General features: G+C 66.3%; 14 protein-coding genes. All 14 read left to right on the top strand.

The window, feature by feature from the left end:
• Positions 1-33 precede the first annotated feature (33 nt).
• From ispC to Tharo_RS10345, 14 genes are read left to right on the top strand one after another with little or no spacing between them, the layout of a single operon-like run.
• Positions 34-1236, top strand: coding sequence for a 1-deoxy-D-xylulose-5-phosphate reductoisomerase (gene ispC / locus Tharo_RS10410; protein WP_107221122.1), 1203 nt, complete (start codon positions 34-36; stop codon positions 1234-1236).
• Positions 1233-2597 (top strand): RIP metalloprotease RseP, encoded by a 1365-nt coding sequence (rseP, locus tag Tharo_RS10405; protein WP_107221121.1) that lies wholly within the window; start codon positions 1233-1235, stop codon positions 2595-2597. The genes ispC and rseP overlap by 4 nt, the downstream gene beginning before the upstream one ends.
• Before the next feature lie 8 nt (positions 2598-2605).
• Complete coding sequence (bamA, locus tag Tharo_RS10400) at positions 2606-4966, top strand: outer membrane protein assembly factor BamA (RefSeq protein WP_107221120.1); 2361 nt, start codon at positions 2606-2608, stop codon at positions 4964-4966.
• A gap of 35 nt (positions 4967-5001) precedes the next feature.
• Positions 5002-5502, top strand: a complete 501-nt coding sequence (locus tag Tharo_RS10395; protein ID WP_107221119.1) for an OmpH/Skp family outer membrane protein — start codon at positions 5002-5004, stop codon at positions 5500-5502.
• 12 nt (positions 5503-5514) lie between these two features.
• A complete protein-coding gene (gene lpxD, locus Tharo_RS10390; protein ID WP_107221118.1) occupies positions 5515-6549 on the top strand; it encodes a UDP-3-O-(3-hydroxymyristoyl)glucosamine N-acyltransferase in 1035 nt (344 codons plus the stop codon).
• 8 nt (positions 6550-6557) lie between these two features.
• The gene (gene fabZ / locus Tharo_RS10385) at positions 6558-6992 is read left to right on the top strand and encodes a 3-hydroxyacyl-ACP dehydratase FabZ (protein WP_107221117.1); all 435 of its coding nucleotides are present in this window, start codon (positions 6558-6560) and stop codon (positions 6990-6992) included.
• Positions 6989-7759: an acyl-ACP--UDP-N-acetylglucosamine O-acyltransferase gene (gene lpxA / locus Tharo_RS10380; RefSeq protein WP_107221116.1), complete on the top strand. Its 771-nt coding sequence runs from the start codon at positions 6989-6991 to the stop codon at positions 7757-7759. Before fabZ ends, lpxA begins: the two co-directional genes overlap by 4 nt.
• A 13-nt stretch (positions 7760-7772) precedes the next feature.
• Positions 7773-8924: a lipid-A-disaccharide synthase gene (gene lpxB, locus Tharo_RS10375; RefSeq protein WP_107221115.1), complete on the top strand. Its 1152-nt coding sequence runs from the start codon at positions 7773-7775 to the stop codon at positions 8922-8924.
• Positions 8921-9559: a ribonuclease HII gene (gene rnhB / locus Tharo_RS10370; protein WP_107221114.1), complete on the top strand. Its 639-nt coding sequence runs from the start codon at positions 8921-8923 to the stop codon at positions 9557-9559. The genes lpxB and rnhB overlap by 4 nt, the downstream gene beginning before the upstream one ends.
• A complete protein-coding gene (locus Tharo_RS10365) occupies positions 9556-10362 on the top strand; it encodes a TrmH family RNA methyltransferase (protein WP_107221113.1) in 807 nt (268 codons plus the stop codon). The genes rnhB and Tharo_RS10365 overlap by 4 nt, the downstream gene beginning before the upstream one ends.
• Before the next feature lie 30 nt (positions 10363-10392).
• The gene (locus Tharo_RS10360) at positions 10393-11172 is read left to right on the top strand and encodes a hypothetical protein (protein ID WP_211309596.1); all 780 of its coding nucleotides are present in this window, start codon (positions 10393-10395) and stop codon (positions 11170-11172) included.
• Positions 11165-11731, top strand: coding sequence for a BREX protein BrxB domain-containing protein (locus Tharo_RS10355; RefSeq protein WP_107221111.1), 567 nt, complete (start codon positions 11165-11167; stop codon positions 11729-11731). The genes Tharo_RS10360 and Tharo_RS10355 overlap by 8 nt, the downstream gene beginning before the upstream one ends.
• A 43-nt stretch (positions 11732-11774) precedes the next feature.
• Positions 11775-15236, top strand: a complete 3462-nt coding sequence (gene brxC / locus Tharo_RS10350; protein WP_107221110.1) for a BREX system P-loop protein BrxC — start codon at positions 11775-11777, stop codon at positions 15234-15236.
• 38 nt (positions 15237-15274) lie between these two features.
• Complete coding sequence (locus tag Tharo_RS10345) at positions 15275-15580, top strand: antitoxin (RefSeq protein ID WP_107221109.1); 306 nt, start codon at positions 15275-15277, stop codon at positions 15578-15580.
• Positions 15581-15583 lie beyond the last annotated feature (3 nt).

Raw genomic sequence — 15583 nt, 5'->3', positions numbered from 1 at the left:
GGCGACTCTCCGGATCTCCAAGGCCTCCTTTCCATGGCTGAACACGCACCTCAACGCCTCACCCTGCTGGGGGCCACCGGCTCGATCGGGCAAAGCACGCTCGACGTGGTCGCGCGTCATCCGCAGCGTTTCCAGGTTTTTGCCCTCAGCGCCCAGCGCCAGGACGACAAGCTGCTCGCCCAGTGCCTGCAGTTCGCGCCGCGCTATGCGGTGATGGTGGACGAGGAGGCGGCCGCGCGCCTGGCGGCCGGCCTGCGCGCGGCGGGCAGCGCTACCGAAGTGCTGAGCGGGGCGAAGGCGCTGGAGAGCATTGCCGCCGCTCCCGAGGCGGATATGGTGATGGCCGCCATCGTCGGCGCCGCCGGGCTGCGCCCGACCCTGGCCGCGGCGCGGGCGGGCAAGAAGGTGCTGCTCGCCAACAAGGAGGCATTGGTCCTGTCCGGAGCGCTGTTCATGGACGCGGTCGCCGCCAGCGGCGCGACCCTGCTGCCGATCGACAGCGAGCACAACGCCGTGTTCCAGTCCCTGCCTGCCGGCTATGCGCGCGAGCCGCTGGCGGCGGGCGTGCGCCGGGTGCTGCTCACCGCTTCCGGCGGGCCGTTCCGCGCCGCCGCGCCGGAGGCGCTTGCCGCGGTCACGCCCGAACAGGCCTGCGCCCACCCCAACTGGGTGATGGGACGCAAGATCTCGGTCGATTCGGCGACGATGATGAACAAGGGCCTCGAAGTGATCGAGGCGCACTGGCTGTTCGGCGTCCCGGCGGAGATGATCGAGGTCGTCATCCATCGCCAGAGCGTCATCCATTCGATGGTCGAGTACGCCGACGGCTCGGTGATCGCCCAGCTCGGCAACCCCGACATGCGCACCCCGATCGCGCACGCCATGGCATGGCCCGAGCGCATCGATGCCGGCGTGCGTTCGCTCGACCTGTTCGAAATCGCGCGGCTCGACTTCGAACGTCCCGACCTGCGCCGCTTCCCTTGCCTGGGACTGGCCTTCGAGGCGCTGCGCGCGGGCGGCGCGGCGCCCGCGGTGCTCAACGCCGCCAACGAGGAGGCGGTGGCCGCGTTCCTCGAACGGCGCATCGGCTTTCTCGACATCGCCCGCGTGATCACCGCCTGCCTGGAACGCAGCGCCACGCTCACGGTCGATTCGCTCGAGGCGGTGTTCGCCGCTGACGCCTGCGGCCGTGAATGGGCCCGCAGCGAAATCCGCCAACGACAGGCTGCCCGATGAACCTGCTGAACTACCTGATTCCGTTCGCGCTCGCCCTCGGTCTGCTGATCCTGGTGCATGAGATGGGGCACTACCTCGTCGCCCGCTGGTGCGGAGTGAAGGTGCTGCGCTTTTCGATCGGTTTCGGCAAGCCGCTGTACGTCCGGCGCGCCGGGCGCGACGGCACCGAGTGGGCGATCGCCGCCTTCCCCCTGGGGGGCTACGTGAAGATGCTCGACGAACGCGAAGCGCCGGTCGCGCCGGCCGAGTTGCACCGCAGCTTCAACCGTCAGAGCGTGTATCGGCGCTTCGCCATCGTCGCGGCCGGTCCGCTGGCGAATTTTCTCCTCGCCATCGTGCTGTACTGGGGACTGTTCGTGGCCGGAACCGAGGAGCTGCGCCCGCGCATCGCGCTCTCCGATACGCCGGCCATCGCCGTCGCCGCGGGGGTGCGCGAAGGCGATCTGGTGGTGGCGGTGGATGAGGAGCCGGTGCTCAGCTGGCAGGATCTGCGCTGGGTCCTGCTGCGCCATGCCCTCGATCGGCGCGAAGTGCTGCTCCAGGTGCGCACGCTCGAAGACGTGGAGACTTTCCGGCGGTTCGATCTGAGCGGGATCGCGATCGATGGCGAGGACCAGGATCTGATCGCCCGCATCGGCCTCAAGCCCTGGCGCCCGCTGATCCGGCCGGTGCTCGGACGCCTGTCCGAGGACGGTGCGGCCGCCCGCGCCGGATTGCTGCCGGGCGACGAGGTGCTTGCCATCGGCGGCGAGCCGATTGCGGCCTGGGGCGAGCTGGTGCTCAAGGTGCGCCAGGCGCCCGGTGTGCCGCTGCGCTTCGAGATCCGGCGCGCAGGGGAGGAGGCGGAATACCTCGTGACTCCCGATGCGGCGAGCGAGAACGGCGAGCGCATCGGCCGCATCGGCGTCGCCGTGGCCGAGCCGGCACCGGGCGGATTGTCGATGTTCGCCACCGTGCGCTACGGGCCTTTTGATGCGGCGGCGAAAGCGGTCCGCCAGACCTGGGAAACCAGCGTGCTCAGCCTGCAGATGATCGGCCGCATGATCACCGGAGAAGTGTCGTGGAAAAACCTCTCCGGGCCGGTGACGATCGCCGACTACGCGGGCCAGAGCGCGCAGCTGGGATTGAGCCATTACCTGAAGTTCGTCGCCCTCATCAGCATCAGCCTGGGGGTGCTCAACCTGCTTCCCATCCCGGTGCTGGACGGCGGACACTTGCTGTATTATACGGTCGAGATCATCAAGGGCGGCCCGATCCCGGAGCGCGTCATGGAGATCGGTCAGCAGATCGGTCTCGTCCTCCTGGTGATGCTTATGGCATTCGCCTTCTATAACGACATCAATCGTCTCATTTCCGGCTGAACTCCCGCATGAATCGTAAGCTCCTGCCCGGGCTCATGGTGGCCCTTTTCGCCGCAGCGCCGGCCTTCGCGTTCGACCCCTTCGTAGTCAAGGACATCCGGGTGGAAGGCATCCAGCGCACCGAGGCGGGCACGGTGTTCAACTACCTGCCGGTGCGGGTGGGGGAAACCTTCGACGAATCCCAGGCTGCCCAGGCCATCAAGGCCCTGTTCGCAACCGGCTTCTTCAACGACGTGCGCATCGAGACCGAAGGCGACACGATCGTCGTCGTCGTCGATGAGCGTCCGGCGATCGCACAGATCGATTTCGCCGGGGTCAAGGAGTTCGACAAGGACGCCCTCAAGAAGGGGCTGCGCGAAGTCGGCCTGGCCGAGTCGCGCATCTTCGACCGTGCCCTGCTCGAGCGGGCCGAACAGGAACTCAAGCGCCAGTACCTGTCGCGTGGCAAATACGCCGCCACGGTGACCACCACGGTGACGCCGCTCGAGCGCAACCGGGTCGCGATCAACTTCGCGGTGGACGAGGGCGGCGTCGCCAAGATCCGCCAGATCAACATCATCGGCGCGAAGGCCTTCAAGGACAAGGACCTGCTCGACCGGATGCAGCTGACCACGCCGGGCTGGCTGACCTGGTACACGAAAAACGATCAGTACTCGCGCCAGAAGCTGTCGGCCGACCTCGAGACCCTGCGCTCCTTCTACCTGAACCAGGGCTACCTCGACTTCAACATCGACTCCACCCAGGTCTCGATCACCCCCGACAAGCAGGACATCTACATCACCCTGAACATCACCGAAGGCGAGAAGTACACCGTCGGCAGCGTGCGTTTCACCGGTGATCTGGTGTTGCCCGAGTCCGAATACCAGGCGCTTGCCCAGATTCGTCCCGGCGACACGTTCTCGCGCGAAAAACTCACCGAAACGACGAAGGCGATCACCGACCGGCTCGGTAACGAGGGTTATGCCTTCGCCAACGTCAACGCCGCCCCCGAAGTCGACAAGGAAAAACGCGAAGTCGCGTTCACCGTATTCGTCGACCCGGGCCGCCGCGTCTATGTGCGCCGCATCAACGTCGGCGGCAACACCAAGACCCGCGACGAGGTGGTCCGTCGCGAAATGCGGCAGATGGAAGGCGGCTGGTACGACGCCGAGGCGATCAACCGTTCGCGCACCCGCATCGACCGTCTCGGCTTCTTCGAGGAGGTCAACGTCGAAACTCCGGTGGTGCCGGGCACGACCGACCAGGTCGATGTGAACTTCAACGTCAAGGAACGACCCACCGGCAACCTGATGCTGGGCGCCGGCTTCTCGAGTTCGGAGAGCATCGTGCTGTCGGCATCGATCGCGCAGCAGAACCTGTTCGGCAGCGGCAACGCGCTCAACCTCGGTCTGAACACGAGCAAATCCAGCCGCACCCTGTCCTTGTCCTTCACCAACCCGTACTACACCGTCGACGGCGTCAGTCTCGGTTGGGACCTGTACCACCGCACCTACGACCCGACCGAACTCGATTCGGTGTCGCCCTACAAGACGGTGTCGACCGGCGCCGGCCTGCGCCTGGGCTGGCCGATCGCCGAAGACGACCAGATCAATTTCGGCCTCACTGCGGACCGCACCCAGATCACGACCTACGCGGAAAGCCCGTTCCTCTACCAGGAATTCTGCCGGGATAACGGCTGCAGCGGCGCCGATGGCATCGGCGAAACCACGGTCAGCAGCCTGCTGCTGACGATGGGCTGGTCGCGCGACAGCCGCGACAGCGTCATCTACACGCGCAAGGGGGTCTATCAGCGCGTCTATGGCGAAGTGACCGTCCCCGCCGGCGACCTGCGCTACGCCAAGCTCGGCTACCAGTACCAGCACTGGTTCCCGATCGGCCGCGACTATGCGCTGATGCTCAACGCCGATCTCGGCTGGGCGGAGGGTTTTGGCGGCAAGGAGGTGCCGTTCTACAAGAACTACTTCGTCGGCGGCATCGGTTCGGTCCGCGGCTACGAGCAGGGCTCGGTCGGCCCGACCTACATCGACAACGACGGCGACATCACTTCGACCGGCGGCACGCGCAAGCTCGTCGGCAATGCCGAGTTCTACTTCCCGATGCCGGGGGCGGGCACGGACCGTACCTTCCGCGTCTCGGCCTTCTTCGATGCCGGTTACGTTTGGGGCGAACAGCAGGACCCCCTGGTCAAGGGCAGCACCGGCTTCGTCGACCAGGATCTCGATTTCAGCAACCTGCGCTACAGTACCGGCCTGGCCTTTTCGTGGAGTTCGCCGATCGGGCCGCTCAAGTTCAGCTTCGGCCATCCGCTGAAAAAGGAAGCGGACGACGAAGTCCAGCGCTTCCAGTTCCAGCTCGGCAGCGTGTTTTGATTGACCACTACATCAAGCTTCATCCGGAGGCATAAGTGAACGTCCGCACCCTCTCCCTGGTGGCCGCCGCGCTGGTCGGCATTTCCCAGGCCGCCATCGCCGAGACGAAGATCGGCTTCGTCAATTCCGATCGCGTGATGCGCGAGGCCGCACCCGCCGTGCGCGCCCAGCAGCGACTGGAGAAGGAATTCGAAAAGCGCGACCAGGAATTGCAGCGCCTGGCGAAGGACCTGCAGTCCATGCAGGAAGAACTCGAGCGCAACGGCACGACCATGGCCGACAGCGACCGGCGCACCAAAGAGCGCGCCCTGGGCGAGCTCAACCGCGACTTCCAGCGCAAGCAGCGCGAATTCCGCGAGGATCTCAACCAGCGCCGCAACGAGGAACTCGCCTCGGTGCTGGACAAGGCCAACCGCACGGTCAAGCAGATCGCCGAGAGCGAAAGCTACGACATCATCTTCCAGGAGGCGGTCTACGCCAGCCCGAAGATCGATATCACCGACAAGGTCATCAAGACCCTGTCCGAGGCCAAGTAAAGCCGCGCCCGCATGTTTCGTCTCGACGAACTGGTGGCGCAGCTCGGCGGCGCGCTGGTCGGCGATGCCGGTGTCGAGATACGCCGCGTTGCCACGCTGGAACAGGCCGGGGAGGGCGACCTCGCCTTCCTCGCCAACCGCAAGTACCTGCCGCAGCTGCAGCGCAGCGCGGCGAGCGCGGTGATTGTCGCGCCGGACGCACGCGATCTGCTCGTCGACCGGCCGCGGATCGTCACCCCCGATCCTTATCTGTATTTCGCTCGCGTCGCCCAGCTGTTCTCACCCCTGCCGGTGCCGCAGCCCGGCGTGCATCCGCAGGCAGCCGTCGCCTGCGCCGTGCCGCCGACGGTCGAGATCGGCCCCGGCGCCTCGATCGAGGCCGGCGTCGAGCTCGGTGACGGCGTCGTGGTCGGCGCCGGCTGCCATATCGGCCGCGGCACCCGCATCGGGCAGGGCACCCGGCTGGCGCCGCGCGTGACCCTTTACCACGACTGCGTCATCGGCGAGAACTGCATCCTCCATTCGGGCGCGGTGATCGGCGCCGATGGCTTCGGCTTCGCCCGCGAAAAGTCCGGGCGCTGGGTCAAGATTCCCCAGGTCGGCCGGGTTGTGATCGGCAACGAGGTCGAAATCGGCGCCAACACCACCATCGATCGCGGCGTGCTCGACGACACCGTGATCGGCGACGGCTGCAAGCTCGACAACCAGATCCAGATCGCCCACAACGTGCGCATCGGCCAATACACCGCGATCGCCGGTTGTGTCGGCATCGCCGGCAGCACCCGGATCGGGGCGCGCTGCATGATCGGCGGCCAGGCCGGGATCATCGGCCACCTTTCCATCTGCGACGATGTCGTCATTTCCGCCGGCACCCTGGTGAGCAAATCGATTACCCGGCCGGGCGTCTATACGGCCAGCCTGCCGGTCCAGAGCCACGCCGAATGGGTGCGCAATTTCGCTCATCTGCGCCACCTCGATGCGCTGGCGACGCGCGTACGCGCCCTCGAACACCCGCACGACGGTCGGAACGGCCGCAATCCAGACTGAACCACACCATGAATATCAACGAAATCATCGAGTACCTGCCGCACCGCTACCCCTTCCTGCTGATCGACCGGGTACTCGAGATCGAAGAAGGCAAGCGCATCAAGGCGCTGAAGAACGTGACCATCAACGAGCCCTTCTTTCCGGGGCACTTTCCCCACCACCCGGTAATGCCGGGGGTGCTGATCGTCGAGGCGATGGCCCAGGCCGCCGCGGTGCTGTCGTTCAAGAGTATGGGCGTCAAGCCCGACGAAAACTCCGTGGTGTACTTCGCCGGCATCGACAGCGTGCGCTTCAAGCGCCCGGTGGTGCCCGGCGACCAGCTGATCTTCGACGTCGAGATCACCCAGAGCAAGCGCAACATCTACAAGTACAAGGGCGTGGCCCGCGTCGACGGTGACGTGGCGACCGAGGCCGAGCTGATGTGCGCGCTGAAGACCCTATGATCCACCCCACCGCCCTCATCCACCCCGGCGCGAAGCTCGGGGCCGGCGTCAGCGTCGGCGCCTATTCGATCATCGGCGAGCATGTCGAGATCGGCGACGGCACCCGCATCGGTCCGCACGTGGTCGTCGAAGGCCACACCCGCATCGGCCGCGACAACGAGATCTTCCAGTTCTGCTCGATCGGCGCCAGCCCGCAGGACAAGAAATACGATGCCGAGCCGACCCGGCTCGAGATCGGCGACCGCAACACGATCCGCGAGTTCTGCTCGTTCAACGTCGGCACCAGCCAGGACGCCCACGTCACCCGGCTCGGCAGCGACAACTGGATCATGGCCTACGTGCACATCGCGCACGACTGCCAGGTCGGCGACCATACCATCTTCGCCAACAACGCCACCCTCGCCGGCCACGTCCACGTCGGCGACTGGGCAATCCTCGGCGGTTTCACCGGCGTGCACCAGTTCTGCCGCGTCGGCGCGCACAGCTTCTGCGGCGTCGGCACCGTGCTGCTGCAGGACCTGCCGCCTTTCGTCACCGTCGCCGGCAACCCGGCCAAGCCCCACGGCATCAACAGCGAAGGCCTCAAGCGGCGCGGCTACAGCGTCGAGGGCATCGCCGCGATCAAGCGCGCCTACCGTGCGCTGTACCGTTCCGGCCTGTCGCTCGACGAAGCCCGCCAGCGCGTCGCCGAAATCGTCTCCGGGCACGCCGAAGCCGCACCGTTCGCCGAATTCATCGCCGCATCCGGGCGCGGCCTGGTGCGCTGAGCACCTCAACGCGATGACCGTCCGCATCGCCATGGTCGCCGGCGAAGCTTCCGGCGACCTGCTCGCCAGCCACCTCATCCGCGCGCTGCGCCGCCATCTGCCGGAGGCCGAGTTCTTCGGCATCGGCGGCCCGAAGATGGTCGCCGAAGGCTTCGATGCGCGCTGGCCGTGCGAGCGCCTCGCCGTCCATGGCTACGTCGATGCGCTCAAGCGCTACCGCGAACTGTCCGCCATCCGCCGCACGCTGCTGGCGCAGATCCGTGCCGAGCGCCCAGCCGCCTTCATCGGCGTCGACGCCCCCGACTTCAACCTCTGGCTCGAAGGCCGGACCAAGGACGCCGGGATTCCGGCGATCCACTTCGTCGGCCCGTCGATCTGGGCCTGGCGCGGCGGGCGGATCAAGCGCATCGCGCGCGCGGTGTCGCACATGCTGTGCCTGTTCCCGTTCGAGCCTGTTCTCTACGAACGCGCCGGCGTGCCGGTGAGCTATGTCGGCCATCCGCTCGCCGACGTCTTCCCGCTCCAGCCCGACCGTGCCGCCGCGCGCGCCGCGCTCGGAGTGGACGGCGCGGGGCCGGTCGTCGCGCTGCTCCCCGGCAGCCGCCAGTCGGAAGTGCGCAACCTCGCCGACACCTACCTCGACACCGCCCGCCGCCTGCTCGCACGCAATCCCGCGGTGCGCTTTCTCGTTCCGCTGGCGACGCCGGAAACGCGTCAGCTGTTCGACGACGCCATGCGCCGCACCCACGCCGCCGACCTGCCGATCCGCGTTCTTCCCGGGCAGGCGGTGGAAGCGATGACCGCCGCCGACGTGGTCCTGGTGGCGAGCGGCACCGCCAGCCTGGAGGCCGCGCTGCTCAAGCGGCCGATGGTCATCACCTACCGCATCGGCAAGTGGCAGTACCGGCTGATGAAGCGCCTGGCCTACCTGCCCTGGGTGGGGTTGCCGAACATCCTGTGCAACGAAGACATCGTTCCCGAGCTGCTGCAGGACGACGCCGAGCCGGAAAAACTCGCCGCCGCGCTCGAAGCCTGGCTCGCCGACGATCGCCGCCGCGCCGCGCTCGAAGCGCGCTTTGCCGAGCTGCACCTGAGCCTGCGCCAGGACACCGCGGCCAAGGCGGCGGCGGCGATCCTGCCCTACCTGAAGGGCGCCGGCGCATGACCCGGGACCTGTTCGCACCGGACCCGCCGGCCGCCGGCCAGGCGCCCGTGCTCGTCTGCGGCGTCGACGAAGCCGGCCGCGGGCCGCTGTGCGGGCCGGTGGTCGCCGCTGCGGTGATCCTCGATCCGGCGCGCCCGATCGCCGGCCTCGCCGATTCGAAAAAGCTCAGCGAAGCGGCCCGTGACCGCCTCGCGCCGCTGATCCGCACCCACGCCCTGGCGTGGGCGGTGGCCGAAGCCAGTGTCGAGGAGATCGACCGCCTGAACATCCTCCACGCCACCTTGCTGGCGATGCAGCGCGCGGTGATGGCGCTCGACCTCGGGCGCTGCGGCGCCCCCGGCGAAGTCCGGATCGACGGCAACCGCTGCCCGGCGCTGCCGTACCCGGCGCGCGCGATCGTCAAGGGCGATGCCACCGAACCGGCGATCTCGGCCGCCTCCATCCTGGCCAAGACCGCGCGCGATGCGGCGATGCGCACGCTCGACGCGCAATGGCCGCAATACGGCCTCGCCGCGCACAAGGGCTATCCCACCGCGGCCCACCTCGCCGCGCTGCAGGCGCACGGCGTCGCCGATTTCTACCGCCGCAGCTTCGCCCCGGTGCGCAAGCTGCTGGGACGCCCGCCCGCACCGTGAAGGCGATCCGCGCCCGCGACAATCCCACGGTCAAGCGCCTGCACGCGCTCGCCCACTCGGCGCGCGAGCGGCGCAAGTCCGGCGAGACCGTGCTCGACGGCGCCCACCTCGTCGATGCCGCGCTCGCCGCGCACTGGCCGCTCAAGACCCTGATCGTGTCCGAATCCGGCTTGCTGCGCGCCGAACACCGCACCCTGCTCGAGCGCGCGCCGTCCGCTGCCGAGCGCATCCTGCTCACCGACATGCTGTTCGCCCATGTCAGCCCGGTCGACGCGCCTTCCGGGCTGCTCGCCGTGATCGACCTGCCGCCGGCTGTGCCGGCACGGGCGCTGGACGAGGACCTCATCGTCCTCGATGGCGTGCAGGATCCCGGCAACCTCGGCACCATCCTGCGCACCGCGGCCGCGGCCGGCATCGGCCACGCGCTGCTCACCGCGGGCTGCACCCAGGCCTGGTCGCCGCGGGCCTTGCGCGCGGGGATGGGGGCGCAGTTCGTGCTGCGGATCGAAGAGCACGCCGACGCCGTATCCCGTCTCGCCGCTTATCCCGGCCGCCGCCTGGCGACGGCGCTGGGCGAGGGCGCCCGGCCGCTGTACGCGCTCGATCTCGCCGGGCCCGTCGCCTGGCTGTTCGGCGCCGAAGGCCAGGGGCTGTCGCCGGCGCTGCTCGCCGCCGCCGACCAGCGCGTGCTGATCCCGATGGCGGGCGGCATCGAGTCGCTCAATGTCGGCGCCGCGGTCGCCGTATGCCTGTTCGAACAGCGCCGCCAGCGCGCGGTGCTGCGCGACCGCGTTCCCGGCTGATACCAGTCGCTGCATGTCTACCAAGAACCTGTGATCTCAAACCAATCCCTTACCAAGCTCGGCTACCGGCTTGGTCGCGGCGGTACGCATGCGGCCCGCACGATGATGCTCGGCGAGCTCATGCTTCTTTTCGAGCACACCTCACCGGACGCCATCCCTGACGGCTACCGGGACGAAGTGGTCAGCCTCAACATCCTCGGCAAACCGACGCAAAACTCACGCCTGCTCACCTTCGGCCATCTCGTCGAACTCTACGGATTGGATCCTGCCATTCCAGTGTTCCGGGTTTTTCGAACGCTTTGGACGTTCGATGAGGCGGCCCGACCCGTGCTCGCCCTGATGCTCGCCCTGGTGCGCGATCCGTTACTCCGACGGTCGGAAGCCTTCGTGCTCGCCAAAGCCGTAGGTGAAAGCGTGCGCCGCGAAGAGGTAGAGGCGCTCATCGTGTCAGGCGAGCCCGACCGCTTCAGCGCAGCTTCGCTCAAATCCCTTGCTCAGAACATCAACGGGAGCTGGACGCAGGCCGGCTTCATGGCGGGGCGGACGCGGAAGGTCCGCACCGCGCCTAAAGTCACGCCGACCAACATCACCTATGCCTTATTCTTGAGTCATCTTGAAGGACTCTCGGGGCAACGGCTGTTTTCTTCGCACTGGATGACGCTGTTGTGTCGCTCACCTGCTGAACTCGAAGCCCTGGCAAACTCGGCCGCGCATCGTGGGCAAATCGTTTTCCTGAACGCAGGCGGGGTCAAGGAAGTCCGCTTCCCCGGTTTTCTGACGGCCGAAGAGGAGCAATGGCTGCATGAGTAGCAAAGTCGCGAAACTGCTCGGTGCTTACCGGGAACACATCTCCGTGCCGTGGGCGGGTGGCCTGGCGGCCATCCAGCGCGTCATCTTCGTGGTGTACGACAAGGCGGACGAGCTGCGCCTGCGGGCGCACATCGAAGAGTTCCGTCTCGCCACGCTCGAAGCGGGCCGCGAATGGTTGCTCCTGGATGTCACCAACGCCTTCCCCGAGTGGATGGCGGCCCAGGAGTACCGCGACGCCTACTTCGAGTGTCCCGAGGACCTCACCGGTTATCAGGCCGGAGAAATCGTCGAGTTCGTCCATGACCTGGTCGACCGCATCAAGATGACCATTACCGCAGAGGCGACGCAGAATACGGTGGTCGCCCTGATGGGCGTCGGCAGCCTCTTCGGACTGGCGCGCGTCTCATCGGTCGTGGAAGGCATAAAGGACGCGGTGGGCGGTCGCCTAGTCGTTTTCTTCCCCGGCGAGTACCACCCGGAGAACCACGCCTACCGGCTGCTCGATGCACGCGACGGCTGGAATTACCTCGCCGTGCCGCTGCTTGCCAAGGAAGCTTGAGCAACACGAAGCTGTAGTCACAACAAGAACAAGGGAACACGCTGTGCTGAACCGCGACATCTACGTCAAATCCCCCGAGCAAAACAGGCTGGCCAACAATGGTGTGGCCGAAGTCTCCGAAGACCACTCCGCCGCGGCCCTCGAGGTGCTGCGCTACGAGCTTGAAACCTTCGTGTGCGATGGCCAGTACGCGAAGGGCATCGAGACCATCCTCTCGACCTTCCTGCGCAACCTCGGCACCAAGTCCGAACAGCCTGGGGTGTGGATTTCGGGCTTCTATGGCTCGGGCAAGTCTCACCTGGCGAAGATGCTGCGTGCATTGTGGACTGACCTGCAACTTCCCGGAGGCGCCTCAGCGCGTGGTCTGGCTCACCTTCCCGACGCCGTCGCAGACCCGCTCACGGAACTGAGCACCGAAGGCAAACGCAACGGCGGGTTGCATGCTGCGGCCGGCAAGCTCGGCGCTGGGGCAGGGGACAACGTGCGCCTGGCGCTGCTGGGCATCATCTTCAAGTCGAAGGGACTGCCAGAGCAGTTCGCACAGGCACGCTTCGTGATGTGGCTCAAGCACGAGGGGCTGCTCGATGCGGTGCAGTCCAACTTGGAGGCGGCGGGCCGCAACCTCCAGCAGGAGCTACCCCACCTCTACGTCTCAACTCATCTGTCGAAAGCCCTGCTGCAGGCCAGCCCGAAGATGGCCGAGAGCGAGCCGGCACTGCGCCAGCTCATCAAGGCCCAGTTCCCGCAGGTCACCGACGTCACCAACGACGAGATGGTCGCTGCCATCCAGGGCGCGCTGTCGGAAGGCGGCAAGTTCCCGCTGACGCTGGTTGTGCTCGACGAGGTGCAACAATATATCGGCTCCGACGCCGAGAAGACCTACAAGGTGCAGGAGGTGACCGAGTCACTCTCCAAGCACTTCAACGGTCAGCTGCTGTTCGTCGGTACGGGTCAGTCTGCACTCTCTGGCATGCCCAACCTGCAGCGCCTGATGGGCCGTTTCCCGGTGCAGGTCACGCTGGGCGACTGGGACGTGGAAAACGTCACCCGCAAGATCATCCTCGCCAAGAAGTCGACCGCCCAGCCCGAAATCGACCGCGTCTGGCGCGACAACCTGGGTGAAATCTCCCGTCACCTGCGCGGCACCAAGCTCGAACACGTCACCGACGACGAAAGCGTCATCACCGCCGACTACCCCATCCTGCCGGTGCGTCGCCGCTTCTGGGAAAACATCCTGCGCACCATCGACGCTACCGGTACCGTTGCCCAGCTGCGCAGCCAGTTGCGCGTGGTCCATGAGGCCGCACTGGAAACCGCCGAGCGGCCGCTGGGCTACGTCGTCTCGGGTGACTTCCTCTACGACCAGATTGCCGCCAACCTGGTCTCCACCGCCCAGTTCTCGCGGGAAATCTTCGAGAGCGTGCAGAAATTCGCCGCCGGCGATGCGTCGTCCCAGCTCAAGGCCCGGCTGCTCAAGCTCATCTACCTCATCAACAAGCTCCCTGTGGAGAAGGCGCTCGCGATCGGTCTCAAACCCACCGAAGACGTGCTGGCCGACCTGCTGGTCACCGACCTCAAGGGGGGCTCGACCGAACTGCGCAGAACCATTCCTGCCATGCTTGATGAGTTGCAGGAGAAGGACCACCTGGTGATGGCGCTCGACGGCCCCAGTGGCGCCGAATATCACCTGCAGACGCGCGAATCCAGCGCCTGGTACGACGAGTTCCGCGCCCAGGAGTCCCAGCTCAAGGCCTCACCGCAGAACATCGAAGTCAAGCGCACCGACTACTTCAAGGCCCGCTTCCGCACCGTGCTGGGCAAAGTGCGCGCAGTGCAGGGCCAAGCGCCCGAGGTGCGCACGCTCACGCCCTGCTTCGACGAAACTCTGCCCAAGGACAACGACAAGGCGCTTTACTTGTGGATTCAGGACGGCTGGCAGACCGACGAAAAATCCGTCATCGCCGAAGCCCGCGCGCGGAGTGCCGAGAACCCCACGCTCTTCGCCTACCTGCCGGCGCAGAGCAAGACGGACCTTGCCAACGCCATCGTTACCCTGGAGGCCGCCAAGGCCACGCTCAGCCGCAAGGGCACACCCAACACCGAGGAGGGTCGCAACGCGCAGCGCTCGATGGAAAGCCGTCAGCGCAACGCCGAGAAGGAAATCGACACCCTGCTCAACACCTTGTTTGCAGGCGTTCGCGTGTTTCAGGCCGGCGGCCAGGAGGTCACCCAAGGTAACGACCTGGCCGAGCGTCTCAACGCCGCGGTGAAGTCCTCGGTCATCCGCCTGTATCGCGAGTTCGACGTCGCCGACCAGAAAGGTTGGGACAAGGTGCTGGACGAAGCCCGCAAGGGCAACGCCGAGGCCATGCGCGCCGTCGGCCACCTGCAGGAGCCCAAGTCCCACCCGGTCTGCCAGAAGATTCTGGGCTTCCTGGGCGCGGGGAAGAAGGGCGCAGACATCCGCGACAACTTCGAATCGCCCCCCTACGGTTGGCCGCGCGACACCATCGACGGCGCGCTCTACATCCTGCTCGCCACCGGTGAGCTCAAGGCGCGCGATGTCGCGCACAAAGCGGTCGACGCCAAATCGCTGGAACGCAGCAAGCTCACCCAGGCCTTCTTCGAGCCGGAATCGGTCAACATCACCCCCATCCAGAAAATCAAGATTCGCGGGCTGTTCCAGAACCTGGGCATCGCCTGCCAGCCGGGTGAGGAACTGGCCAGGGCACCGGCCTTCATTGCCAAGCTCAAGTCCCTGGCCGCGGCAGCGGGCGGCCCCGCGCCCCAGCCCGAACCGCCCAGTCCCGCAGCCCTCACCGCCCTGGAGCAGGCGAGCGGCAATGGTCTGTTGCTGGAGCTTGTTTCCAAGGCCGATGAACTCACTGCCTTGGCAAGACAGTGGGAGCAGACCGCGCAGCTCATTCAGAAGCGCCAGCCGCTCTGGAACCAGCTCACGGCCCTCCTGGACCACGCCACCTCGCTCAGCCCTTATGCCGAGCTGAAGGCCGAGGTCGCGGCCATCTCCGCCCAGCGCAGCCTGCTGGCCGAGCCGGACCCCGTCCGCCCGGTGCTTGAGCGCACCACCGACACCTTGCGCAAGGCGCTGACCGCCAAGCTGGACGCCTATCGCGCCGAATACGACGCACAGCTGGCACAGCTGAGTACCGACAGCAACTGGCAGAAGCTCGGCGAAGAAAAGCACGCCGAGCTCATCCGCACCCATCACATCGATTCACCGACAACGCTGGACCTTTCCACCGCCGAGAAGCTCAGCGATGAGCTGGATGAATGCGACCTGCAACGCTGGATAGAGCGCACCCAGGCCCTCACCACCCGTTTTGCGGCTGTGCGCATGGATGCGGCCAAGCTGCTCAAGCCCAACGTGGTTCAGGTCAAGTTGCCGCAGCGCACGCTGAACGACGCGGATGAAGTGAAATCCTGGTTGGCCGAGGTTGAGCAGCTTTTGCTGACCCAGGTAGCCAAAGGTCCGCTTACCTTCTAGACTTGTATATCCAGTATATACATTGCAAGGAGGCCGTCATGCTCACGCGTCTGTTCAAGAGCGGCAATTCGCTCGCGGTGCGCATCCCCAAGGAGCTCGCCTTTCTGGGTCCTGCTGATGAGGTCGAAATCGAGCGCGTCGGCAACACCCTGGTGTTGCGCCCGGTGGAGCGTGAAACCCTGGCCGATGTGCCGGCGATTTTTGCGTCGTTTCCAAAAAGCTTCATGGCAGAAGGGCGGGAGTTTCACGAGCAAAAGGAGCGCGACTGGAGTGGCGCTTTTGGTCGCAAAGCGCAGGAGGAAGCGCAGTCCAGCGCACCGTCGGCATCGCCTGAAAAGGACTGATGC

This window comes from Thauera aromatica K172, from assembly GCF_003030465.1.
In the GTDB taxonomy this organism is placed as follows: Bacteria; Pseudomonadota; Gammaproteobacteria; order Burkholderiales; family Rhodocyclaceae; genus Thauera; species Thauera aromatica.
The sequence above is the reverse complement of the archived record's forward strand: the minus strand, read 5'-3'. Positions and strand labels throughout refer to the sequence as shown.